Below are 22,205 nucleotides of genomic sequence, written 5' to 3' on the forward strand. Positions count from 1 at the left end.
TTCATGATTTGTATGGCTTTATTAGCACACGAGAATGAACAAGCATTGCGCAATCAAATTCGAAATATCCGCAAATATAATCCCCAGGATGTCCAAATCGTCTTCTACAACGGCGGTCAGGATACGAATTTTGGTAAAAAGGTTTGCGAAGACGAGAATGTCCTGTACTGTCCTTACAGCCGCCCTTTGAAGCAGCGCACAAGCGGCCGATTTTTCTATGATGTCATGAGGTTTCTTGAGGATAAAAAAATAGCCTATGAGTACCTGGTTTATTTGGAATATGACATCATGTTTGTCAATGGCGGGTTTCGCGAGTACTTGTTAAGTAAAATGGAAGGCTACGACTGCCTGGTTAAAATACTTCGCAAAGAAGTCGATCCGAAGAATGCCTCGTGGCCTCCTGCCAGAGACATGTGGAAGGACTGGGAACGGTGGAAGTCGATTTTCGAATCCGATGCCTTCTACCGTACCTCCTCTCCGATGTCCGTCTTCCGTCATGGCATCATTAAGAAGATGCTTGGAGGGCTGAATAAGAAGCGCCTGGAGCATCTGTTTGATACGTCGAACATTCCTTGTCTGGGTGAAATGTTATACATTACATTAGCCAAAAAATACGGCGGCAAATGTAAAATTTACGGGGATAACACCAAACGGTTTCTACGATTCCGCCCCGCCATTACACGGAAAGAAATCAAAGAGGCTAAAAGCCGGTCTGACGTTATGTTCGTTCATCCCGTGAAAGACGCCGAAGTTCGTGATTGGATTTTTAATCAACCCTAGGAGGCTGGAACATGCTCTGTTTTGCACTATTAGCGCATGCCGATGAAAACGCCCTCTACAAACAAATCCGTAACATTCGCAGATATAACCCGAATAACGTACTCATTGTTTTGTACAACGGCGGACCGGATGCAAACTTCGGCAAAGCCCTTTGCAAAAAAATGAAAGTCATGTACTGCCCTTACAGCAGGCCTTTGCAGAAGGGGAAGACGGGGCGTTTCTATTATGACGTTATGAGATGGCTAGAGGAGAAAAACGTCAACTACGATTACTTAGTCTACACCGAATATGATGTGATGTTCGTCAATCACGGATTTGAACGCATGGTCGAGAATGAGCTTAGAGACCACGACGCTCTGGTGAAATTAATCCGCCATGAGAAGGACCGTAAGCGCAATTGGTGGATTCCCGGCAAAACGATGTGGAAGGAATGGCACCGCTGGAAGCCTTTCTTCCAGACGGATGATTTCTATGGGACTTTTAATCCGATGCAAGTGTATAGGCGCTCCATCCTGAAGCGGATGTTGGCTATCATTGATACGCCTATGCTGGAACAGTTGTTTAACGCTACGAATGTATACGCCTTAGGCGAGATGCTCTATATTACGCTGGCCAAAAAATGCGGCGGACGCTTAAAAGCATACCCTAAACCGAGTGTAGATTATCTTCGCGTGTACCATCGCATTCGTCTGGAAGACGCCAAAGAGGCCAGTCAGCGGTCTGAGGTCATGTTCGTCCATCCGGTCAAGGACGCTGATGTTCGCGATTGGATCTTCAACCTTAAAAAATAAAGGAGGAAGCCGCATGATTTGTTTCGCTCTATTAGCCCACGAGAACGAACCTGCGCTTCGCCAACAAATTAGAAACCTTCGGAAGTATAACCCGAATGCTTTTATCGTGCTTTATAATGGCGGCACGGACAGGAATTTCGGCAAAGAGGTCTGCCAGAGCGAGCACATCCTCTATTGTCCGTACAGCAGACCCTTGCGCAGAGGACGGACCGGAAGATTTTTCTATGACGTCATGAGATGGCTGGAAGATATCCGAATTCCCTACGAATATTTAGTGTATACCGAATATGATGTGATGTTCATTCACGGCGGATTTGAGTCGTTCCTGAGCAATCACATGGAGGACTACGATTGTTTAGTAGAGGCTCTTAAAACAGAGACGACACCTCACAAAAGCAATTGGACGACGGCACTTGGCATGTGGAAGGAGTGGGGACTTTGGCAGCCGTTTTTCCAAAGTAATCACTTCTACGGCACTTTCAACCCGATGCAGGTTTATCGGCATAGCCTTGTGAAGAAGATGCTGGCCAGAGTGAACAAACCTTTGTTCGAGCAAATTCTTGCCAAAACGGATGTTTTTGCGCTGGGAGAAATCCTGTACATGACGTTAGCCATGCAGTGCGGAGCCAGGTGCCAAGAGTATCCTAGCAAAATCAGGCAGTGCTTCCGCTATCGACCGAATATTTCCTTGCAAGAAATTCAAGCGGCTTCACAGAAGTCGGAAGTCATGTTTGCCCATCCCGTCAAAGACGATTCTGTCCGCGCTTGGATAAGCGCATTATGATCAAGCAGCCAAGGAGGAAACCATGATGAAACAAAAAATTCTGGTTACCGGGGGGGCGGGATTCATCGGAAGCCACCTGGTGGACTCTCTTCTCTTGGACGATAATTACGAAGTGCTTGTAATCGATAACTTTGACGATTACTATGAGCGCAAAGTGAAAGAGAACAACATTCAGAATCACTTGCGTTCACCTAGATATGAACTAATCGAAGCCGACATTCGCGACAGAGCCGGTATGGACCGCATATTCAGCGCTTGGAAACCGGACGCCGTCGTCCATTTAGCCGCCAAAGCCGGGGTCCGGCCATCCCTCGAAATCCCAAGCACCTACGTCGACGTCAATCTTGCGGGCACGGTCAATCTACTGGATGCTGCCGTCAAATACGGCGTTTCCAAGTTTGTTTTTGGATCGTCCAGCTCGGTGTACGGCTTGAATGACAAGGTGCCGTTCTCGGAAACGGACCCTACCCTGCTCATCGCCTCGCCATACGGCGCCACCAAAGCTTCAGGCGAAGCGCTGTGCCGCAGCTACAGCCATTGCTTCGGCTTGCCGATTGTCGCTTTGCGCTTCTTCACCGTATTCGGCCCACGTCAGCGGCCGGATTTGGCTATTCATCTGTTCGCCAAAAAAATCGCAAAAGGCGAACCGCTTTCCCTGTTCGGAGACGGCACGACCAGTCGCGATTATACGTATGTAGCCGATATCGTTGCCGGCATCCGTAAATCCATCGACTTCGACCATCCCGGCTACGAAGTGTTTAACCTCGGGAACGACCACCCGACCAGTTTGCTGGACCTTGTCACCGTGTTGGAGAATGCGATGAACAAGAAGGCAATCATCCACTGGAAGCCGATGCAGATCGGCGATGTCCCACGAACATGGGCCAACTTCGAGAAAGCTCGCACACTACTCGGCTACACGCCATCCACGAGCTTGGAGGCTGGCATTGCGCGCTTCGTGCAGTGGCTGGAGGCGGAGTCACTAGCTTAAGCGGCTTGGCCGTTGGCGGTGGCGCTTAGCGGAGCCTGAGGGCGCTATTTCTGCCTTTTGGTCCGTTTTCGCATTCTTGGGGAACTACAGGGCCTTATTTCAACGATTTGGGCGGAGTTTCAGCCCAATCCGTTGAAATAAGGGACCCTAGTTCCCCTTCCGTGCGAAAACGGCCTATTTCGCAGAAATAGCGCCCTGTAGTTCCCCTCGGCCGGGCGGCAAACTCGGGCTTGGGTCCTGTTCCTGCTCCCGGCCCCGGCCCCAGTTCCTGCTCCAGTTCCTGCCCCAGCCCCGGCCCTTGCTAAGGCCCCTAACGGGAGCCCGCCCCACAGCCCAAAAAAGCCAACCGCAAAGTTGGCTCTCACACACAGCACATGCTACTTGTAGATAACACCGATTCCTCCTGCTATTTGCTGCAATTGTTCCACTTTTTTCTTAAGTAGCTGGATTTTCTGGCGTTAGTTTTGCCGAGTATGCCCAATTCTCGCCTCCTACGGCGATTTAGCTGGGGTTTCTACCGTTATTTCGTTCCCTGACACTGAGCAGCGCAGATTAACGGTAGTTTTTCAAGCTACTTTAGCTGAGGCGATCAGTGAATGGTCGCCTTGCAGCACATAGAGGAACCTGAAGGCGCTATTTCTGCCCTCAGGTCCGTTTTCACATTCTTGGGGAACTACAGGGCCTTATTTCAACGATTTGGGCGGAGTTTCAGCCCAATCCGTTGAAATAAGGGACCCTAGTTCCCCTTCCGTGCGAAAACGGCCTATTTCGCAGAAATAGCGCCCTGTGGTTCCCCTCGGCCGGGCGGGCAAACTCGGGCTCTGGTTCTGGTTCTGGTTCAGGTTCAGGTTCAGGTTCTGGTTCTGGTTCTGGTTCTGGTTCTGTCTCCGGCCCCAGCTCCAGCCCCTGCCCTTGCTAAGGCTACTAACGGGAGCCGCCCCGCAACCCAAAAAAGCCAACCGCAAAGTTGGCTCACACACACAGCACATGCTACTTGTAGATAACGCCGATTCCTCCTGCTATTTGTTGCAATTGTTCCACTTTTTTCTTAAGTAGCTAGATTTTCTGGCGTTAGTTTTGCCGAGTATGCCCAATTCTCGTCTCCTACCGGCGATTTAGCTGGGGTTTCTACCGTTATTTTGTTCCCTGCCACTGAGCAGCAAAGATTAACGGTAGTTTTTCCAGCTACTTTAGCTGAGGCGATCAGTGAATGGTCGCCTTGCAGCACATAGAGGAACCTGAAGGCGCTATTTCTGCCCTCAGGTCCGTTTTCACATTCTTGGGGAACCACAGGGCCTTGATATGAACGCACTCTGTCAAGCCCCCAATTTAGTACGAGAGTAATTGAGTGTTTTTTGTAAGCAAATAACTCGGCACAGGAGCAAAATGCAAGCAACGGCTAGCATCCTGATATTCGCGGGCTGGTTACCGCAGTTAATGACTTTCGTTAAGAAGAGCTTCCTGTAAACTATTGTCGCACGCAGCTATTAGCAAACCTATAGTTGTGCATAAGGCCTCACACGGACTCTCTTCAACCCCTACTTTGCTCCTGGGCCCAATTATTGCTTTTGTTTCACCATACTTAGGTATCTTATTCCTGCTAAAGTATCGACTGTCAAGGCCGCGAAGCGCAACGTTTAGCCTTGACAGCTCGGATGATTTGAAGACTATGTCTTGTCCCAGCCTGTCGGCTGGGCACTCTAAACCCTGTTGTCGGTTTTAGGCCGTTACAGATCGTTCGACTTTACACGCGATTTCCCAGATGAATCCGACTAGTTCTCGCGCAACTGCTGTTACAGCTACATTAGATTCTTTTCCACGGTACACAAGTTTACAGTATTTGCTGTTCAGCCGTATTTGCGCTCTCCATGAGACAGCCAGAAGTTCGCCTTCCTGACCTTCCATTCGTTTTCTAAGTTCCCTGCCTATCGATGGCTTATGACGATAACTCCAACTTGATTCAACCAAAGTGCGACGAACTCCACGATTACCCGCCTTGGTAATACTTCCTCTTCGCGTACTAAGTCCTGTAGAATGCTCTCGTGGGACCAAGCCAAGGTAAGCCATGAGCATGGCAGGATTTCGGAAACGTGTAAAACAACCTATTTCAGCAACAAGCGTAAGCGCCGAGATGATGGCTACCCCTTTTAATACCTGAAGTGCTTTAACGACTGGACCCAAAGCCCCTTTTTGAGCATATTGAATAATGCTCGCTTCCAGACGTTGAAGGCGACTTTCGGATTCATGAATCGCCTGCAAATATTCTTGAAACATGAGCTGATCAGATTCTCTTTCCCATTTCAAGCTGGTCAACCACTCTCTGTAATTTCGTGTCCAACGATTTTTGATGGCAGGTGGATGAGAAATTTGACGCCGCAGAAGTAACTTTAATACCCGCTGGCGATCTCGATGGAGATCCTCTTTCGCATCCTCTCTTGAGCGAACAAGATCGCGAAGAGCTTCTTGTTCAGGAGTTGGTACGTGCACAGCTGTTAGTTCTCCCGCGCGAAACAGTGTAGCAAGACGAAGGGCATCTCGTTTATCTGTCTTAATTTGATCGCCTGTCCGGACTGGAATGAGGGAAGGGGCGATAACTTTACAAGTAATACCGAGCGCAGTTAGCCAGTGAAAGAGTACATAACCCGTTGGGCCAGCTTCGTAACAAACTTCTAAGTTTTCAGCATTGCCGAGTTGTCTCATTATTTTCTTTACGAACTCCAGTTTATGAGGGAAGTGCCCAACGAAGCGAGGTTCGTCGCGTCCAGCGTCTGCAACAGCAACAGAAATCTTGTCTTTAGATACGTCTAAACCTATGAATTTTGTGGTATGCTTCATATTAACAGCTCCTATTTTGCTTATTAGCTCTGGATTGGTATGGATTGATTGTTCATTACCAGTTTAGCCTACGATTCAGCAAATATTAGGGGCTGTTGTGCGTTCATCATAACTATTTCAACGATTTGGGCGGAGTTTCAGCCCAATCCGTTGAAATAAGGGACCCTAGTTCCCCTTCCGTGCGAAAACGGCCTATTTCGCAGAAATAGCGCCCTGTAGTTCCCCTCGGCCGGGCGGCAAACTCGATCTCGGGCCCTGTTCCTGCTCCCAGCCCCAGCTCCTGCTCCTGCTCCTGCCCCAGCTCCTGCTCCTGCCCTTGCCCTTGCCCCAGCCCTTACTAAGGCCCCTAACGGGAGCCGCCCCGCAGCCCAAAAAGGCCAACCGTAAAGTTGGCCTTCCCACACACTGCCACCGCCCTCGCCACCTCACACATACAGCTCTTGCAATCGTTTGGCAACATGCTGGAACCCATAGTTGCCCTCCACAAACTTACGGCCAGCACGGCCTAACTCATTCGCTTTCGACGGATTCGTGAAAATGTGGCTGATCGAATTCGCAAATGCCCATGGATCGGTATAGGCGCTTATGACGATACCGTTCTTATGGTTCGAAATGATCTCGGCATTGCCCCCGCGATTCGTCGTAATGATCGGGAGGCCCGCCCCCATGGCCTCATAGTGCACTCTGGCCAGTGGCTCCTGCCACTGGGAGCTGCAGACGAACACATCCCCGAGCAGGTAAATCGAGGGAATCTTGCTTGGGGGCACAAAGTTCGTGAACACAACTCTGTCTTTCCCCAACGAATCGCCAAGCCTTCGCAAATTCGAGATATAATCGTCTACACGGTTATCGCTGAACCATTTGCTTCCGACAATGACCAGCACGGCGTCATTATGTTTTTGAACGACCCGCTGCATAGCCTGCAGCAGAACATCGGACCCTTTATTGGCGGACAGCCGTCCAACGAATAACACAACCTTTTTATTTTCGACGCCGTATTTTTTGCGCAATGCCTTTCTTTCAGCCTGAGCATCTTCCTGCCATATGGGTTTGTACTGATCCAGATTGATGCCAGAGTACACCGTCTTCACTTTACTTGCAGCTTCAGGGAACCGATCTACGATCGTTTTTCCAATGTAGTTGGAAATGGACATGATGTTGTGGGTTATTTTCACCACATGGCGACCCTTGTCATCCGGCAGTTTCTGTTGGCGAAACATCTCATTATGACAGCTCAAAACAACCCGGCTCTCAGGCATAGCCTGCTTGATAATAGGGACATACATGGGACGGTTAAACACATGAATAACATCAAATGTCCGATTACCGGCCTTCAACTTTTTCAACTCGTTGGCGACGTTTATTTGATAATCATTTTTCGGAACCCGGATATAGGTCACACCTTTTACCACCTCCCGGTCACGAAGGTCATTATCTTTTATGCAAAATACCGTTATTTCATGGCTCTCGCTTAAATAGGGAATCACGCCATCAATGAAAATTTGAATAGCTCCTCCCCGAATAGAAGGAACGGTTAGCATTTCTGTACAAACCAAAGCAATCCTCACCCTGTTCACTCCAATCGTATACGGTTTCATGTGGTTTCATATAAATTCGATAGTCGTTGCGCATACTTCTCAAAGTTATAACGATCCGTAATCAATTTCCTGTTCTCGCGTCCTATTCGGATGCGTTTCTCGCTGTTGTTTAACAAGGTGATAATGGCCTGAGCGTAAGCTCTTGGGTCTGTGTAAAGATCAATGATACAACCGTTTTTCTCATTTTGAACAAGCTCGGGATTCCCGCCTCGATTCGAGCTGATGATCGGTATGCCGGCTGCCATAGCTTCATATTGAACTCTTGCGAGCGGCTCCTGCCATTGGGATGGGACCACAAGAACGTCGCTCATCGTATAATAGCTGGGAAGCCTGTCTACCGGTATAAAATTGGTAAAATATATATAAGAGGACACAGCCAAAGCTCTTTTTCGAAGTTTCGTGACATATGTGCTAATGGTCCGGTCACCATACCACTTGCTGCCAATGATCACTAGCGCTGTTTTGGGATATTTTCTGATAACGAGCTTCATGGCGTTAATTAGATGATGGCACCCTTTTTTGGGCAGCAGCCTGCCGACAAAGAGGACGACATGGAAGCCAGGGGGAATACCCAATTCTCCCTTTAGCTTGTCAGCAATCTTTTTACCTTCCCTTGTAAAATGAGGCGTAAACCGCTTAGGATCTTCTCCCGTATAAAGCGTGGTGATTTTGCTACTGACTGCAGGAATGGCTTTGATGATGTCCTGTGCAACGAATTTACTGACCGTAATGAGATGATCGGCTAGTTCGTAAGCTTGAAGTGCAGCCTGTTCACGAGTCTCATGATTGATTAATAAGTTGTGAAGCGATAAATAAACGCGGGCATCCGGAACGGCTCTCTTCATTTCTTCAACCCAATTCGGTCTATTAAATAATTGAATTACGTCAAACAATCGTTTTTCACAGTAGCTCAGCACATCATTGAAATACGTGGATTGGTCATAACGAATGAATCTCACGCCATTCATCCGTTCATCATTGCTGAGCGAAGGATCCTGTATCGAAAAAACGGTAACCGAATGGCCCAATCTGCTTAAGTATGGAGCCATGCGATCAATCAATAACTCAATCGCTCCGCTTTTGATCGGTGGACAGGGCAAAGAATCCGGGCAGATTAAGGCAATTTTCATGAAAGTCCTCCTTTCGTAGATACATGCCATTTAGGGTTATTCTCTATCCTATTCTTCAAGACGCATAAATGATTGTACATATCCAAAAAAAGCTCCGCGAATCACACAAAAAAAAAGGATCACGCACATGAGACGCGATCCTTTTGGAGGAAGCCCTTATCCTTTTGTTCCTATGGAAATCCAGTTTATGATCCCGTACGCGTCCGGTGAGAAACGGGAACGCACAATAATCATTTGGGCAGAATGCGTTTGTTTTTGTTTGATTACGGCATAACAAGAAGAGTGGCTGGTTGTCGCTGTGATGACATAGTTAACATCAGCATACGGCTCATCAAAGAGTAACGTGACCTCGACGATTTCGTCCTGCACCTTCAATTCAAAGGGAACCAACCCGAATTGTTGCAGAGCCGCCGGCTTTGCCGCAGGAGTATGCACGGCATTGAAGCTAAGCTTGCTCTCATCCACACTGCCAGCCGCCAGCTTCGTACCTTCGACTGCGCCCTCAGCCAGATGTTCCCCATGAACGGCGCCGGCGATGATTTTACCTCTGTCTACACTGCCCGGCGACAGATGGAAGCTGCTAATCGAGCTAGCTACCAACTTGCTGCCGTCCACACTGCCTGGCGCCAGCTTGCCGCTATCCACGCTGTTAGCCGCCAGTTTGGAACTGTCAACGGAGCCTGCTCCAAGATGGAAAGCGCTAATCGAGCCGGAAGCCAGCTTGCTGCCATCGATGCTGTTCGCTTGGAGTTTAGCGCCATTCAAAGCACCTTCCGCAAGATGTTCACCACTCACCGCACCGGCTGCCAAAATGCTGCCATCGATGCTGCCTGCCGCCAGCTTCGAACCACTCAACGCGCCGTCGGCCAAGTGATCTGCCGTCACTGCGCCCAGAGCCAATTTACTGCTGTCCACGCTATTCACAGCCAGTTTACTGCTGTCGATCGCGCCATCCGCAAGATGGCTGCCGTTTACCGCGCCGGCTGCAAGCTTGCTGCTATCGATACTGCCTGCCGCCAGTTTCCCGCCGTCTATAGCACCTTCCGCAAGATGTCCGCTGCCCACCGCACCGGCTGCCAACTTGCTGCCATCCACACTGCCAGCGGATAAATGGTAGCTGCTGATCGCGTTGGAGGCTAATTTGCTGCCGTCAATGCTGCCTGCCGCCAGTTTCGCGCCGAACAGGGTGCCGTCCGCCAAATGATCTCCTGTGACTGCGCCAGCGGTCAATTTGCTGCTGTCTACGCTGTTCGCAGCCAGCTTGCCGCTGTCAATCGCGCCATCCACGATATGGCTGCCGTTCACTGCGCCAGCGGTCAACTTGCTGCCGTCGACACTGCCTGCCGCCAGCTTCACAGCATCCACTACGCCGTCAGCGAGATGGTAGTTGCTTACTGCACCGGCTACCAGTTTACTGCCGTCCACGCTGCCTGTTGCCAGTTTCGCGCCTGTCACCGAGCTCACACTAAGATGCTCGCTGCTCACCGCGTTATCTACGAGTTTGCTGCCGTCCACGCTAAGCGCCGCCAGCTTGCTGCCGTTCACGGCACCTGGTGCGATGTGATCGCTGTTCACGGCGCCGGACACCAATTTGCTGCTGTCCACACTGCCGGGTGCCAGCTTCGCTCCATTGATGACCCCGTCAACCAGATGATCTGTTTTTACAGCGCCTACTGCCAGCTTAGAGCTAACGACACTGCTGTCCGCAAGCTTCGACGCATCAACAATCCCTGCCACCAGATGACTTCGCAGCACAGCGCCTTCCGCCAGCTTCGTGGAGTCAATGCTACTATCCGCCAAATGTTCCCGTTGAATTGCGCTTGGAACCACTTTGCTGCCGTCCACGCTGCCTTTTGCAAGCTTACTGGCGTCAATCACTCCGTCCACGATATGCTCATGGTTCACAGCGCCAGCGGTCAGCTTGCTGCTGTCCACACTGCCTGTCGCCAATTTCGCGCCATACACCGAGCTATCCGCAAGATGATAATTGCTAATCGCGCCAAGGCTCACTTTGGTACCATCCACGGAATTTGCCGCAAGGTTGTTATTTTCGACCGCCGCTTCTGCCAGATGCTCATTAGCGATTACGCCAAGTCCAAGCTTCGCTCCACTAACGGCGCCATCGGCCAGCTTATCGCCGGTCACAGCACCAGCTGTCAGCTTCGTGCTATCCACGCTTTCCTTCGCCAGCTTCGCGCCGGTCACAGCACCTTCCGCGATGTGCTCGCTGCTAATCGCCCGTGCTGCCAACTTCGCGCTGCTGATCGCTCCATCGGCCAAATGCCTTGAGCTTAACGCACCGGCTACCAGCTTACTGCCATGAATGCTCTCATTAGCCAGCTTCGCTGCCGTAATTGCACCGTCAACAATATGCTCGCTATGCACAGACTTATTGGAGATTTTGCGGCCCGTTACGCTGGAATCGGCCAGTTTAGCTTCAGTCACAGCCTGCTCACCTAGTTTGCTAGTTGTTACGGCTTGCTCCTGCAATGACCTGGTAGAAATTGCTCCAGGTTGCATATGCTGCGAACTAACGGCGCCATTCGCCAGCTTATCTTCGGTGACTGCCGCTTTCGCAAGCGTTTCTCCGGTAATGGATTGTTCCATTAACTTCGTTCCATCCAAGCTCCTGTCAGCAAAAATATTGAGTGTAATCGAGCCCTGCGCCAAGTGCTGGGACGAAATCGCCCCCGGCTTCAGATGGCTGCCATCGATACTATTTTCCTGAAGATGGCGAGTTTCAATGCTCATGGAAGCAATTTTCGTACCCGTCACCGCTTCTTCAGCAATTTTACTTGTCGTAATCGTTTGATCCTGCAAATGCTGCGTTGTCACGGCCTCTTCAGCAATATGATCGCGCCCAATCGCCGATTCCACGATTTGTTCAGCGCCAATCTCGCCATTTCCGATATGCTCGGAGCGGATAGCGCCTAACCCCAGCTTCTCACTCGTAATGATCCCATCCAGCAGGTGTGTCGTTCCAATCGTCTCTGGCGAAAAGTGGATACCAAGAATCGCCCCTTCGGCCAAATGCTCACTCGCCACAATACCTTGGTTCAAATGCTCGGCGGTGATTGAACTTACCGCAAGCTTATCGGAGGTCACGCTTTGCGACTTCAGCTTCGACGTATCTACACTGCCTGCCGCCAATACATCTGTCGTCACAGCTCCCTCTTCCAATTTGGAGGAAGAAATGATCCCATCGGCCAAATGCAGCTGCGTGATTGCCCCGTCGCTGATATGCCTTTCCTCAATGAGATTCTCCGTTAAATGGCTTGATGTAATGGACTGATTTTGCAATTTCGAGCTGGAAACGATGCCTTCGGCCAGATGCCAGTTTTGAATCACTTGCTGCCGGATATGTTTGCCTTCAACCGTGCCTTCAACCAGCTTGGATGAAGTGATCGACTCATCTTGCAGCTTGGCATTGGATATGCTGTTGTTGGCAAGATGTTCACTCTGAATCGCCTGTTGTTGGATATGTTTGGCTTCAATCGAGCTTTCTACCAGCTTCGAAGAGGTGATCGATTCATCCTGCAGCTTCGCATTAGAAATGATATTGTCAGCGAGATGTCCGATTTGAATGGCTTTCGGGAAAATATGTTTATCCTCTACCGCATTTGCTGCTAGTTTGTCTGCCGTAATGGAGCCATCCTGGATCAGTTTGGCATGTACCGCACCCTCTGCCAGATGTCCGGATTGAATCACGCCGGAAGCAAGATGTGAGGTTTGGATAGACCCGTCTGCGAGGTGCTCCGTGCGGATCGAAGACTTCACGATGTGCTTAGCTTCAATCGACAACGGGGCGATCTTTTGATTCGTAACAGCTTGATTCGCTAACTTCTCCTCTGTGACCGATAAAGGAGCGAGTTTATCCTCTGTAATAATCTGATTTTCCAGATGGTAACTGTCGATTGCCCCGTCAGCGATGTGATCGGCTTCAATTTGACCTGGCGCAATACTCCGGCTCTGAACGCTTCCATCGGCCAAATGTTCGTTGAAAATAACTTTGGACTGGATATGAACGGAGCAAATGCTTTCATTCGCAATTTTTTCTTCCGTAACAGCTTGATCTCTTAACTTATCCGTTGTAATCGCGGCATCCATCAGCTTGGCGGTGTCGATGCTGTAATTGGAAATATGTTTGGCTTGCACTGCACCGCTACGTATTTTGTCAGCTGTAATGGACTGGTCGTCAATCAGCTCATTCGTAATAACCAACTCGGATAAATGCTGTGACAAAATGGAGCCGTCCGCAATCTTAATGGAATCAATCGTTTGATCGGCAAGCTTATCCGCTGTGATGCTGTTATCCAGCAGTTTGCTTCCGGGAATCGTTTGATCCTGAATTTTGTCACCGGAGATGCTGTGTGGAGCGATATGTTCATCATAAATGCTGTGCCCGGCGATTTTATCACGCGTCACGCTGGCTGATGCTAACTTTGACTGATCGATTGCAAAATCCTTAATGACTTTAGTCCCGATGCTTTGCGGCTTGATTTTACTTTCGTCAACCGAACGATTTGCAATTTTCTCCCAAGTTATCGCTTCTTCCACGATATCATCCGTATAGACGACAGGGTTTACAAATTTGCCTGTTTTACGCTCAGAAAGCAGCAGCAGCGGAGGTGCTGGCACAGAGGTCTGAGATACATTTACCACTGTTGCGGGTTTATTTACTTTGGCCGGCTCTACAATCGCCGTTTTCACTGCCGGTGTTTTGGGCGTCGTCGTTTTGGGAGTAATACTTGTTTCAACGACGGGTGCAACCTTTGGACTTGTTTCCGCTTTCTCCTGCTTAACCGGAGCAGGTGAAGGCTGTTCACTTTCATCGAGCCATTTCAACTCATTTGTTCGGGAGTTCACTTTTTGCACATAAGGCCTTTCTCTGTTGCTGCTGCTCTTACGCTTACTCATAGACTCCTCTCCATTCCACATAAATTGGTCATTTGTAACATATTCAAGCTCAATCCCAGATGTACGTTAGCCCTGAAAAATGTGCGGACACCCAGATAAATAGTTACCTCCCCAATTTATGCTTGTATAACTCATACCTTATTTCTGCCGCCTTATCCCACGTGAACAATTGATCGACTCTTTGAATACCTTGCTCCCCCATGGCTCGTCTCAGCTCTTCATCTCCCAAAAGACGTAATAAATAAAGAGGCAGGTCCGACTCGATCTTGCCCAAATCAACTAAACACCCGACCGTCCCATTCTTAATCACTTCGCCGATCCCGCCTGAATTTGTCGCTACGACGGGAACTCCAGAAGCCATAGCCTCAATATTTACGAGTCCAAAAGCTTCTCCTTCCTCGGAAGGCACGGCAACAACGTCAGCGAGGTGATACCATTTCGGGATGTCAGCGTGTGAGGTGTAGGGGACGAATTTCACATTCTGAGGCATCTTGCTCCCTTCCCGGAACAGCCTTTTCACATAAGCCGTCGATCTTCTGGAGCCATAGAAGGCACCGCCGACTAGAATTAAGACCGCATTCGGCTCCGTCTGAATCACCGTTTTCATCGCTTTGAGCAGATGGTGCACCCCTTTTCTCGGGATAAGCCGACCTACGAAAAGAATGATCTTCCGGTTCTCATAGCCGAGCTTTTGCAACATTTGAGCGCGGGATTCACTCCCCTCCGGAGACCATCTTGACGTAAATTTGGTAACATCCACGCCCAAATGTTGCGTCACAATTTTATGTGCGGCTGACGGTACTTTCGCCTGCACCGCCTGCTTGAGATAATCGCTATTGACGATCACGACATCCGCCGCGGCTAGGCATGCCTTCAAATATTTCTGCGAGATATAAGGCAGAGAAATAAATATTTTTGAGTGCAGCACCAGACTAATGAAGCATCTTGGAAAACGTTTGCGCAGATAGAGCACGAAATGCGGCCGATTCTCAACCTGGATGACACTGGGTTTTCGCATCGCGATTTTCCGAGAGACGGCGGAAATATAGGAACGAGAGCCCCCGTAAGGAACCCTTATATACGTACATCCTTCCCGCATTTCACTTCTTGGTTGATACTTCGTTCTTCTCCCCAGAACACAAACGGGCATAAATGTAACGAGCTTTTCGGCCGTTTTTTGGACAACCTGTTCAACCGAAGAGCTTTTTCCTGAGGGAATGGGAAAAGAACCTGGCGTAACAATGACAACACGCATAGGTCTCTGGCTCACACGTAACTCCCCCTTCCTCTTCTATACATATGCGGATATACAGGCAAAGTTTGGGCAGCTGTCCGATACTTGCGCAAAAGTATCAGCATCCGTACAAACAAGCTGCACTGCTTTTCCATAAGCTGTAAAGGAGCCTCTATCGTGTCGCGGCGTGTTGGCAAGCCAGTTTTTCTGGCGAAAAACTCTAAGGAGTGAAGTAGATGGTCAATCCCTATGTGGGTATATTAGTGAACGATTCCTTATACGAAGGCATTCCCCTAGGGAACACAAAATATGAAGCCATCCATTTTTACAGTGACGCTGGCAAACAATTTGGCATCACCCCTTGCTACTTCCGTATGCAGGATGTTCACATTCATACGATGAGAGTTCATGCCTATGTGCAAAGAGGGACTCGATATGTGCGTGAATGGATTGCCCTGCCGAAAATCATTCATAACCGCGCCATTTACTTGGACGCCACCTCCGATCAGGAGCTGGAAAGTTGGACACAGCACGGCATTCACGTTTTTAACCGATGGAATCGGTACAGCAAGCTGCAAATTCACGAAATATTGCTGCTGGATGACACCATCAGACCCCATCTGCCCGGCACCTACCCCGCCACCCTCAAAAATATGAAAGTCATGATGAGTGCCTACGACTCTATCATTATCAAACCAACGAACTCCAGCATCGGGCGCGGTGTTATGAAAATGGACCGAACCACCACGGGCTGGCAGCTTGTTTATCCCGCGACACTGAAAATCAGCAATAAAGTTTGGCGGCAGGTCAACTTTCGCAAACAACTGCCGTTAACCCTGCGGCGCAAAATCCAAAGCCGCGCCTACCTCGTGCAGCAGCGCCTGCCTTTGGCTACCTATGACAAACGTCCCTTCGACATGCGTGTATCTGTGCAGCGCGGAGCCTGTGGCGATTGGGGCGTGACAGGAATCGTTGCCAAGGTCGCTTCACGCAAGCTGTTCTTGACCAATGTGGCACAAGGAGGCCAAGTGAGGACGTTGACGGAAATTTTGGCGGCCGACTATCCGTCGCTGAATTCCCGCGCGGTGTGTGAACAAATTTCAGAGTTCGCCCTTCAGGTAGCGAGGTTTCTAAGCAGGCATTTGCCGCATTTGGCCGATCTCGGACTAGATATCGGGATCACCACGGATGGTTATCCTCTATTCATTGAATGCAACGGCAAAGATCAGCGTTATAGTTTCCGAGAAGCGAACATGCTGGAAGAATGGAAAGCCACCTACTATAACCCCATGGCTTACGCCAAATATTTGTTGGATGGCGGTACGCCGGTTTATTAGCCCATACCGCACTACTATGGGAACTACGTTCCCTATTTTGGCGAAACACAGCGAATTGGGAAATCAAAGGGAACTAGGATCCGCTAATCCCCCGATTTTAAGCTATTTGACGGCAAATGCGCGTAAATAGAACATTGTAGTTCCCCTAAAACTGCCAATTTAGCCCATTCGCCGCAAATAGCACCCTGTAGTTCCCCTCCCTCTCCACAAGCTCTCCATCGCACTCAAAATGACACCACATGGGTCCCGCTTCTTCCCCAAAAATCAAAAAGAGTGCCCAGGGGTCATAACATGACTAGGGGCACTCTTTTTATTTGTGCTATTTCGTACTTAGCACTTTCTTAACAGCTTGATTGAGGGCGGCTACATCAACTGAACCGACGCTTTCATCCTTCAGTTTATATTTTTGCTTCAGCTTCTGAATTCTTGCTACGCTCTGATCGATCGTTTCCATCGGAATCCGCTTATCCTGAACAGCTTGTCGCAGCGCCTCAATCACTTTTACAACTTTATTGTAGTCATGTCCGACCATAATCACATTAGCTCCGGCCAAAACGGATTTTACAGCGGAAGCGCTGATATCATAGTTTTGTTCAATGGCTCCCATCGTCATGTCATCGGTCATGATTACACCTTGGAAGCCCATCTCCTTGCGCAGCAAGTCCGTCATGATTTTCTTCGACATCGATGCCGGGTTCTGTCCGTCCACTTTGGGCAGCAAAATATGGGCAACCATCACAGCATCTGCGTCTTGTTTAAAAGCTTCCGCGAAAGGGATTAATTCAAGCTTACGCAATCTGTCCAAATCGTTCTGGACAATGGGCAGCCCTACATGCGAATCAACCGATGTATCGCCATGCCCCGGGAAATGCTTAACGACTGACGTGATCTGCTGATCTCGCAGCCCCTTCATTTCTTGAATACCCATAACGTTGACAACAGCAGCGTTTGCTCCAAAAGAACGGTCGCCGATCACCGGATTTTTCGGATTGCTGTTAATATCCAGCACAGGAGCGAAATCAACGTTTAATCCATACGCACGAAGCTCTGAACCGATCAAATTGCCGATGTTATAGGCATACGTCTTGTTATTCGTCTTGCCGATCTCCTGATTCGTTGGCGTTTTCTGAAGCTCCTCCGGCAGCCGTGTTACCCTTCCGCCCTCCTCGTCCACACCGATCCAGAGCGGCTGCTTATTTTTTGCATTTTTTTGCTTCAGTTCATTCACCAGCGAAACCAATTGGTTTGAATCTTTGACATTTGGCTTATATAAAATAATGCCTCCCACGTGGTACGTTGAAATCAACGCTTGGGTATTCGCATTTACGCTGTATCCGTCGATGCCGGCCAAGATCATCTGTCCCAGCTTTTCGTCCAGTGACAAGCCTGCCGTCGGGTTTGAAGGCGTTGGACTTGGAGTCGGCGCTACAGTAGGAACTGGCGTAGAGACTGGCGTAGCTGCCGGAGCAGAAGCAGACGGCGATGGGGACAGGGGTGCGGCTGAAGACGTGTTATCTTTTGGAGAAGATGCACACCCCGCTAAAAAAAGAGATAACACAGCCGCACACATCATACTCTTGGTATATCTAGGAATTACAAAATTCACTCTAACACCTGCCTTTATAATAAGTCATGCCTATTAGACGATGTGCCAAATGAAATAGTTACATAGGACGTTGTTACAAATAACACAGAACTACTCTTTCCTAATCTCTATTAGCAGCCGTTTCCACATTAAGTAGATCCCGTAACATCCCAAATAACCTCCGCTTAAAAGGAATAATTGGTTGTTGAAAACGCCATGAATATTCGTCATAAATACCGTATCGTCCCGTAATATGTCATTAACCGCCAAAGCGGAAATAATACCAAAGACATATGCACTGACCATTGCCAGAATATGAAACCAAATACGGCAGCTTATGAACATCCATGAGCCAACTAGCATGCAGGCTGGAATTAGTAACAGAATCAATATAATCATAATAGACATTGTACCCGTTCACCTCATTAACAGCATTGACAAGCATATTTCACCTCAAACAGCCTTCAGACTATTTTTTTAGCCGCCTACCTTGCCGTTTCTTCTTCATTCGACAATTGATTCTTTTACCTTTCTGTGGCAAGATTAGCGAAGAACCATAAACAGGCATCTTTGAAGAAACTTGAACGTTGGTCAAAAGCCCGCCTAACCACGAATGAACAGGAGTTAATTTATGTCAAAACCGTTCTTCAAATTGCTAACCGAGCTCTCCTCACGTAAATGGGTATCCCAAGTGACAGGAGCTTTTGCCAGGTCCAGAGCAAGCCGGATGTTCATTCCCCGTTTTGCCCAAACTTACGGTATACGTATTGAAGATGCTGAGAAGCATGTAAAAGATTACAAATCCCTAAATGATTTCTTTACTCGCCGCTTAAAGCCGGGTTTACGCCCGATTCACGAAGACGAGACGCGCGTCGTAAGTCCGGTTGATGCCATGATTACTGGGATCGGGGACATTAAAGACGGCTTGATCGTCAACGTCAAAGGTCAAGATTACACCATTGAGGAGCTGCTTAACCGGTCGCCCCGTACAGTCAATTACAAAAACGGCTTCTATTTCGTCCTGTATTTAAGCCCAACCGATTATCACCGCATTCATTCTCCGATTACGGGGGACATCCTTGAAAAAGAGCACGTGCTCGGCAAAGTGTATCCGGTGAACGAATTCGGCCTTCGCCACATGAAGCGAGTTCTTAGTCGCAATGAGCGATTAATCACTTTCATTCAGCATCATACAGGTGAAGTTGCTGTCGTTAAGGTCGGAGCGCTGAACGTGAGCTCGATTCAGTATGTCAAACCGCTTCCCAAAACATTGGAGCGCGGTCAAGAGCTGGCTTATTTCGAGTTCGGCTCAACCGTTGTGCTGCTTTTTGAAGATGATATGTTTGAACCTCGCCCAGACCTTAAGCTTGGTTCCAAAGTGAAAATGGGAGAAGACCTCGGCCGTTTCCTAGATAAATAGCGAGAGGAGCGCATCATGGCTGCCATAACAACACCATCTCCCAAATCCAATAGCTTGCAGGGTGCAGGAGATATCAAACCAACTGTTTACCGGATACTGTTTGCCATCGGCCTTGTCCATTTGCTGAATGACTCTATCCAATCCGTCATTCCCGCCATCTTCCCCATTTTGAAAAGTGAAATGGGATTAAGTTATGCCCAAGTCGGTTGGGTACAGTTCGCCATCAACTTCACGGCTTCCATCATGCAGCCCGTAGTCGGCTTATACTCGGACCGCAAGCCATCACCCTATCTGCTGCCGATTGGCATGGCATCGACCCTTACCGGGATGCTGCTGTTAGCCTTCGCTCACTCGTATTGGGTTGTGCTGCTGTCTGTATGCTTTGTGGGGCTTGGCTCCGCTGCTTTCCATCCGGAAGGCTCACGAGTGTCGCATATGGCCGCCGGAGGACGCAAAGGCTTGGCACAGTCCATCTTCCAGGTGGGCGGTAACTTCGGCCAATCCTTGGCGCCGATCATGACCAAATGGATTTTCATTCCGCTCGGACTTTTCGGCTCCATATGGTTCACAGGCGTTGCTGCGATTGCGATAGCCGTTCAGATGTTCATTGCTCGCTGGTACAAAGCCGAGCTCGCAACGACTCCGGTTAGAGCCAAGTCTACTGTGAAGCGGACCGTCAATCCCGTGCATCGCAAACGTGTGTTTTTCGCTATCTATGTATTGATTTTCCTTGTATTCGTCCGTTCATGGTACGGTGCTGCAATGAGTGGTTACTTCGCTTTCTTCTTGCATGATACATACGGCTTATCCATCAACCGTGCGCAGGACTTCATCTTCTTGTTCCTCGCAGCCGGCGCTGTAGGTACTTTTTTTGGCGGTCCGATCGCGGACCGGTTCGGTAAGCGCAATGTCATTTTCTTCTCCATGCTAGGCTCAGCGCCATTCGCATTGCTGCTGCCGCATGTTGGGATTACTTGGTCTTATATTTTACTTGTCGTCATCGGCGTCATTCAATTATCCAGCTTCTCCGTTACCGTTGTTTATGCCCAAAGCCTGTTCCCTGGCAAAGTAGGAACCGTATCCGGCCTAATTACCGGGCTCGCCTTCGGACTTGGCGGTATCGGCAGTGTCGTTCTTGGAAATCTCTGCGATGCGATCGGTACGACGCATGTGATGGAATTATGCGCGTTCCTGCCGCTTCTCGGGATTCTGACCTTCCTTCTCCCTTCTGACCGTAAGCTAAAAGAATGGACGGAGGAACAGAATTAAAACAAAAACCTTGCTCTGCAAGCTGGAAACAGCTGCTGGAGCAAGGTTTTTTTGGCTTTAATTATTGATTTTTATTCGTGATGAGACTCTTGTGTTTCACGTTGGCTGCGGCGACGAGCTACACCGGATTCAAACGCTGCTTCCATAACCGCTTCGCGTACTTTCTCAACAACGGCATGATTGAATACGCTCGGAATAATATAATATTCATTTAGCTCATCTTCATTCACTACCGCGGCAATCGCTTTGGCTGCAGCGAGCTTCATTTCTTGCGTGATCCGGGAAGCGCGGCAGTCCAGCACCCCACGGAAAATACCTGGGAAACAGAGCACATTATTGATCTGATTCGGATAATCCGAACGGCCCGTCGCCATGACGCGTACGTAAGGCTCTGCCTCTTCCGGCGTGATTTCCGGTGTCGGGTTCGCCATCGCGAATACGATTGGATCCGTAGCCATTTTCTTCACATCTTCTACCTTCAGAACGCCTGGACCGGATAGGCCGATAAAAATATCAGCGTCTGCAATTACATCGGATAAAGTCCCTTTTAGTTTGAAAGGATTCGTGTTATTCGCATACCAATCCCACATGGAATTTGTATAGCTTTCACCGCGTACGATTGCGCCTTGACGGTCTACACCGATGACGTTCGTGACGCCTGCAGCAAGCAGCATTTTCGTGCAGGCAATTCCTGCCGCTCCGATGCCCGTGATAACAACCTTACAAGACTCCAGCTGTTTGCCCACCACTTTAACTGCGTTAAGCAATCCAGCAAGAATAACAACCGCAGTTCCGTGCTGATCGTCATGGAACACCGGAATGTCCAATTCATTGATCAATCGTTCTTCAATTTCAAAACAACGCGGCGACGAAATATCCTCTAAGTTAATTCCGCCGAACGCAGGTGCGATGGCTTTGACAGTACGAATGATTTCCTCTGTATCTTGTGTGTCCAAGCAAATTGGGAAAGCGTCAACGCCCGCCATTTGCTTGAAGAGCATAGCTTTACCTTCCATAACCGGCATAGCCGCTTCAGGGCCGATATTGCCAAGTCCGAGGACGGCTGTTCCGTCAGAAACGACGGCAACTGTATTACGTTTAATCGTTAATGAGTGCGCTTTGGATGAATCCTCATGAATCGCCATACAGACACGAGCGACTCCTGGCGTATATACACGGGACAGATCGTCCCGATTTTTAATCGGAATCTTCGGAGTGACTTCAATTTTTCCGCCCAAATGCATAAGGAACGTCTGGTCGGATACGTTAATTAACCGTACACCTGGAATACCTTTCAATACTTTAACAATGACTTCGGTATGATCCGGATCGCTAACTTGAACGGTAATATCACGTGTTGTTGTTGTTTTACTGGCTCGCGTCACGTCAACCGCGACGATATCGCCACCGGCATCGCCTATGGCTGTAGCAATTTTCCCAAACGTGACCTGTTCTTTATGTATTTCCAAACGCACAATCACGCTTGTGCCTCCACCATTTAATCCTGCCATTTAGGGATCACTCCTACAATAAA

Annotated in this window: 16 protein-coding genes; 7 read left to right on the forward strand and 9 right to left on the reverse strand. The window is 49.1% G+C overall.

Going from position 1 to position 22,205, the window contains the following annotated elements; translation table 11 throughout:
* The first annotated feature begins 3 nt into the window (after positions 1–3).
* Genes ACKTT9_RS32675 through ACKTT9_RS32690 form a run of 4 tightly spaced genes read left to right on the forward strand, consistent with a single transcriptional unit; the run spans position 4 to position 3,346 of the window.
* The gene (locus ACKTT9_RS32675) at positions 4–780 is read left to right on the forward strand and encodes a hypothetical protein (RefSeq protein WP_157325910.1); all 777 of its coding nucleotides are present in this window, start codon (positions 4–6) and stop codon (positions 778–780) included.
* Between the two features lie 11 nt (positions 781–791).
* Positions 792–1,571, forward strand: a complete 780-nt coding sequence (locus ACKTT9_RS32680; RefSeq protein WP_407869282.1) for a hypothetical protein — start codon at positions 792–794, stop codon at positions 1,569–1,571.
* A 13-nt stretch (positions 1,572–1,584) separates the two neighbouring features.
* Positions 1,585–2,355 carry a hypothetical protein gene (locus ACKTT9_RS32685; protein WP_157325912.1) on the forward strand — a complete coding sequence of 257 codons (771 nt, stop codon included), beginning with the start codon at positions 1,585–1,587 and terminating at the stop codon, positions 2,353–2,355.
* Positions 2,356–2,380: 25 nt separating this feature from the next.
* The gene (locus ACKTT9_RS32690) at positions 2,381–3,346 is read left to right on the forward strand and encodes a GDP-mannose 4,6-dehydratase (protein ID WP_407873163.1); all 966 of its coding nucleotides are present in this window, start codon (positions 2,381–2,383) and stop codon (positions 3,344–3,346) included.
* Between the two features lie 1,048 nt (positions 3,347–4,394).
* On the opposite strand, the gene ACKTT9_RS32695 is transcribed toward ACKTT9_RS32690, so the two are convergent.
* The 6 genes from ACKTT9_RS32695 to ACKTT9_RS32720 all read right to left on the reverse strand — a co-directional run bounded on the left by ACKTT9_RS32695 (position 4,395) and on the right by ACKTT9_RS32720 (position 15,096).
* Positions 4,395–4,658, reverse strand: coding sequence for a hypothetical protein (locus ACKTT9_RS32695; RefSeq protein ID WP_407869283.1), 264 nt, complete (start codon positions 4,656–4,658; stop codon positions 4,395–4,397).
* A 407-nt stretch (positions 4,659–5,065) separates the two neighbouring features.
* Complete coding sequence (locus tag ACKTT9_RS32700; protein ID WP_407869224.1) at positions 5,066–6,181, reverse strand: IS110 family transposase; 1,116 nt, start codon at positions 6,179–6,181, stop codon at positions 5,066–5,068.
* 425 nt (positions 6,182–6,606) lie between these two features.
* Positions 6,607–7,749 (reverse strand): glycosyltransferase family 4 protein, encoded by a 1,143-nt coding sequence (locus ACKTT9_RS32705; protein ID WP_407869284.1) that lies wholly within the window; start codon positions 7,747–7,749, stop codon positions 6,607–6,609.
* A gap of 26 nt (positions 7,750–7,775) precedes the next feature.
* Entirely contained in the window at positions 7,776–8,909 is a 1,134-nt protein-coding gene (locus ACKTT9_RS32710; protein ID WP_407869285.1) for a glycosyltransferase family 4 protein, read from the reverse strand.
* A gap of 156 nt (positions 8,910–9,065) precedes the next feature.
* On the reverse strand, positions 9,066–13,826 hold the full coding sequence (locus ACKTT9_RS32715; protein WP_407869286.1) for a WIAG-tail domain: 4,761 nt from the start codon (positions 13,824–13,826) through the stop codon (positions 9,066–9,068).
* Between the two features lie 103 nt (positions 13,827–13,929).
* Positions 13,930–15,096: a glycosyltransferase family 4 protein gene (locus tag ACKTT9_RS32720; RefSeq protein ID WP_407869287.1), complete on the reverse strand. Its 1,167-nt coding sequence runs from the start codon at positions 15,094–15,096 to the stop codon at positions 13,930–13,932.
* A gap of 200 nt (positions 15,097–15,296) precedes the next feature.
* Between ACKTT9_RS32720 and ACKTT9_RS32725 the strand changes: the two genes are divergently transcribed.
* Complete coding sequence (locus ACKTT9_RS32725; protein ID WP_407869288.1) at positions 15,297–16,397, forward strand: YheC/YheD family protein; 1,101 nt, start codon at positions 15,297–15,299, stop codon at positions 16,395–16,397.
* 319 nt (positions 16,398–16,716) lie between these two features.
* Here ACKTT9_RS32725 and nagZ read toward each other — a convergent pair whose 3' ends face one another.
* The gene (gene nagZ, locus ACKTT9_RS32730; protein ID WP_407869289.1) at positions 16,717–18,003 is read right to left on the reverse strand and encodes a beta-N-acetylhexosaminidase; all 1,287 of its coding nucleotides are present in this window, start codon (positions 18,001–18,003) and stop codon (positions 16,717–16,719) included.
* Positions 18,004–18,093: 90 nt separating this feature from the next.
* A complete protein-coding gene (locus ACKTT9_RS32735) occupies positions 18,094–18,390 on the reverse strand; it encodes a transposase (protein ID WP_407869290.1) in 297 nt (98 codons plus the stop codon).
* Positions 18,391–18,613: 223 nt separating this feature from the next.
* On the opposite strand from ACKTT9_RS32735, the gene asd reads away from it, so the two are divergent.
* Both asd and ACKTT9_RS32745 read left to right on the forward strand, forming a co-directional pair.
* Entirely contained in the window at positions 18,614–19,402 is a 789-nt protein-coding gene (asd, locus tag ACKTT9_RS32740; RefSeq protein ID WP_127456566.1) for an archaetidylserine decarboxylase, read from the forward strand.
* 15 nt (positions 19,403–19,417) lie between these two features.
* Positions 19,418–20,671, forward strand: coding sequence for an MFS transporter (locus tag ACKTT9_RS32745; protein ID WP_407869291.1), 1,254 nt, complete (start codon positions 19,418–19,420; stop codon positions 20,669–20,671).
* A 71-nt stretch (positions 20,672–20,742) separates the two neighbouring features.
* On the opposite strand, the gene ACKTT9_RS32750 is transcribed toward ACKTT9_RS32745, so the two are convergent.
* Complete coding sequence (locus ACKTT9_RS32750; protein WP_127456564.1) at positions 20,743–22,182, reverse strand: NAD-dependent malic enzyme; 1,440 nt, start codon at positions 22,180–22,182, stop codon at positions 20,743–20,745.
* Positions 22,183–22,205: the final 23 nt, after the last annotated feature.

This window comes from Paenibacillus sp. P36 (assembly GCF_045866505.1).
GTDB lineage: Bacteria > Bacillota > Bacilli > Paenibacillales > NBRC-103111 > Paenibacillus_E > Paenibacillus_E chondroitinus.

Coding starts and splice junctions, on each gene's coding strand:
- ACKTT9_RS32725 (WP_407869288.1), top strand. CDS start 15,297: ATGGTCAATCCCTATGTGGGTATATTAGTGAACGATTCCTTATACGAA.
- ACKTT9_RS32745 (WP_407869291.1), top strand. CDS start 19,418: ATGGCTGCCATAACAACACCATCTCCCAAATCCAATAGCTTGCAGGGT.
- ACKTT9_RS32685 (WP_157325912.1), top strand. CDS start 1,585: ATGATTTGTTTCGCTCTATTAGCCCACGAGAACGAACCTGCGCTTCGC.
- ACKTT9_RS32715 (WP_407869286.1), bottom strand. CDS start 13,826: ATGAGTAAGCGTAAGAGCAGCAGCAACAGAGAAAGGCCTTATGTGCAA.
- ACKTT9_RS32675 (WP_157325910.1), top strand. CDS start 4: ATGATTTGTATGGCTTTATTAGCACACGAGAATGAACAAGCATTGCGC.
- ACKTT9_RS32735 (WP_407869290.1), bottom strand. CDS start 18,390: ATGTCTATTATGATTATATTGATTCTGTTACTAATTCCAGCCTGCATG.
- ACKTT9_RS32690 (WP_407873163.1), top strand. CDS start 2,381: ATGAAACAAAAAATTCTGGTTACCGGGGGGGCGGGATTCATCGGAAGC.
- ACKTT9_RS32700 (WP_407869224.1), bottom strand. CDS start 6,181: ATGAAGCATACCACAAAATTCATAGGTTTAGACGTATCTAAAGACAAG.
- ACKTT9_RS32710 (WP_407869285.1), bottom strand. CDS start 8,909: ATGAAAATTGCCTTAATCTGCCCGGATTCTTTGCCCTGTCCACCGATC.
- ACKTT9_RS32680 (WP_407869282.1), top strand. CDS start 792: ATGCTCTGTTTTGCACTATTAGCGCATGCCGATGAAAACGCCCTCTAC.
- asd (WP_127456566.1), top strand. CDS start 18,614: ATGTCAAAACCGTTCTTCAAATTGCTAACCGAGCTCTCCTCACGTAAA.
- ACKTT9_RS32750 (WP_127456564.1), bottom strand. CDS start 22,182: ATGGCAGGATTAAATGGTGGAGGCACAAGCGTGATTGTGCGTTTGGAA.